We start from the raw sequence: 2,255 nt of genomic DNA, 5'->3' as shown, positions 1-2,255 counted from the left end.
AAGCCCGTGTCCACCGATTGGTCAACAAGGTGTCGTCCGAGCGGTTTGCGAGGTCGCGACGGACGGGCGACGCGCGCCACACGCCGACCGGGCCACGCTGAGCGCAACGATCACAGGAGGACCCCAATGGACACCATCGTCGCCGTCGAGCACCTCGCGAAGCGCTATGGACCGGCGACCGCCGTCGCCGACGTCTCCTACGACGTCGGGCGGGGTGAGATCTTCGGGATCGTGGGACCGAACGGAGCCGGCAAGACCACGACGGTCGAGCTGCTGCAGGGCCTGCGCCGGCCGGACGCGGGCAGCGTCGAGATCCTCGGGCTCGACCCGCAGCGCGACGTGGCCGCGGTCCGTCAGCGCGTCGGCACCCAGCTCCAGTCGGCCGTCCTGCCGGACCGCCTGAAGGTCTGGGAGGCGCTGGACCTCTACGCCACCTACTACGACGACCCGGCCGACCCGCAGCAGCTGCTGGCCGACGGGGACCTGACCGGCAAGCGCGACGCCGCTTCGACTCGCTGTCCGGGGGTCAGCGCCAACGCCTGTTCATCGCGCTGGCGCTGATCGGCACCCCGGAGCTGGTGTTCCTCGACGAGTTGACCACCGGCCTGGATCCCCAGGCGCGACGCCTGACGTGGGACCACATCCGCGCGATCCGCGCTCAGGGTGTGACCGTCGTGCTGGTGACCCACTTCATGGACGAGGCCGAGACCCTGTGCGGCCGCATCGCTGTCATCGACACGGGACGGGTCGTGGCGCTCGACACACCCGCCCGACTGACACGTCGTGCCGGGCAGGCACAGCAGGTGCGGTTCACGGCACCGGCGGGCTTCACGGCGCAGTGGCTGGCCGGTGTCGCGGGCGTCGAGCGGATCGACGATCATGTTCGCGCAGCTGCTCGTGCACACACTCGTCGCCACTGTCGGGCTGGCCGTGCTGGTCACGCTCGGCACGACGGTCTTCGACCTGCGGGCGCCGGAGGCGCCGCTGGCCGTGGTCGTCGCGTACGTGGTGGGGGTATTCGGCTTCGCCGCCTTCGGGTTCCTGCTCGCCGCGCTGCTGCCGACGGCCCGCTCGACCAGCGCGATCTCCTTCGCGATCTACCTGCCGATGATCTTCCTGTCCGGCGCGGTGTGGCCCCGCGAGGCCCAACCCGAGTGGGCACAGCGCATCGGTGACGTCCTGCCCCTGACCTACGTGGTCGAGGCACTGAAGGAGCCGTGGATCTTCGGCACCTGGCACGTCGTGGCGCTTGCGGTGTTGGTGGCCATGGTCGTCGCCGGCACGGCGCTGAGCTCCCGTCTGTTCCGTTGGAGCTGACGGGCGCATATCGTCAGATGATGGACCGCGACGTGGCACGCAGCAGCACCCCCGAGCGCCGGTGGATGCTGCTGTCGCACGTGCTCTTCGGCGTCACCCTCGGGGTGCCCACGATCGTCACGGTGGTCTCACGACCGCCGGGCGCCATGGGCACGCTGGCGATCGCAGCAGCGTTCGCCGTCTGGTACGTCGTCATGTTCGCGGCGCGTCCCGACTGGGAGGCCCGCACTGGGCGGACGGTCGCCTACGCGGTCGGAGCACTCGCGTTCTACGCCGTGCTGAACGTGCGCGACCAGGGGTTCTTCCTCGTGCTCTACGCGCTGCTGCCACAGTTCTTCCCGTCGCTGCCGAGGTGGTTGGCCGTCCTCGGCGTCATGGGGATCGTCGTCGCGCCTGCCGCGGCCGAAGGTGAACTCCGCTCGCTGCTCACCGACAGCGAAGCACTGTTCTCGGTGCTCGCCTCCGTTGGCCTGGGGCTGGCCGTCACGGCGATCATCGACCCGCGCGCCGCGCTCGGCGAGGAGCTCGCGGAGCACTCGGCCGGCGTCCGCGGCGTGGCGCTGGTGCGCAGCCGCGGCGCCACGTCGGCGCAGCGGCGACCGCGGACCGCATCGCCCGTGCCAAGGACACGGCACGCGACAGCCTGCGAGAGGCGCGGCGCACCGTGGAGGCGCTGCGGCCCGAGCCGCTCGAACACGCGCCGCTGCCCGACGCGCTGCGGGACCTCACTGCACGGTGGAGCGAGTCGCAGCGGGACGCGCCCGGGATCTCGGTCGTCGTCGATGGCACGCGGCGCGGATGTCCCCGGCTGTCGACGACGCCCTGCTGCGCGTCGCGCAGGAGGCGCTGACCAACGTCGGCCGCCACGCAGGGGCATCCCAGGTCGACCTGACCCTGTCCTACCTGGACGACCTGGTGCTGCTCGACGTCCAGGACGA

Annotated in this window: 3 protein-coding genes; all 3 read left to right on the top strand. The window is 71.3% G+C overall.

Annotation, left to right across the window (positions count from 1 at the left end):
• The first annotated feature begins 126 nt into the window (after positions 1-126).
• A complete protein-coding gene (locus tag VK923_15950; GenBank protein ID HSJ46168.1) occupies positions 127-561 on the top strand; it encodes an ATP-binding cassette domain-containing protein in 435 nt (144 codons plus the stop codon).
• A 222-nt stretch (positions 562-783) separates the two neighbouring features.
• Entirely contained in the window at positions 784-1,317 is a 534-nt protein-coding gene (locus VK923_15945) for an ABC transporter permease (GenBank protein ID HSJ46167.1), read from the top strand.
• A 32-nt stretch (positions 1,318-1,349) separates the two neighbouring features.
• A partial coding sequence (locus VK923_15940; GenBank protein ID HSJ46166.1) for a hypothetical protein occupies positions 1,350-2,255 on the top strand: 906 nt, incomplete at its 3' end.

Source organism: Euzebyales bacterium, from assembly GCA_035461305.1.
Taxonomy (GTDB): domain Bacteria; phylum Actinomycetota; class Nitriliruptoria; order Euzebyales; family JAHELV01; genus JAHELV01.
The sequence above is the reverse complement of the archived record's forward strand: the minus strand, read 5'-3'. Positions and strand labels throughout refer to the sequence as shown.

What these genes read in the sequence shown, in the direction of transcription:
- VK923_15950 (HSJ46168.1), top strand. Translation starts at nt 127, where the DNA reads ATGGACACCATCGTCGCCGTCGAGCACCTCGCGAAGCGCTATGGACCG.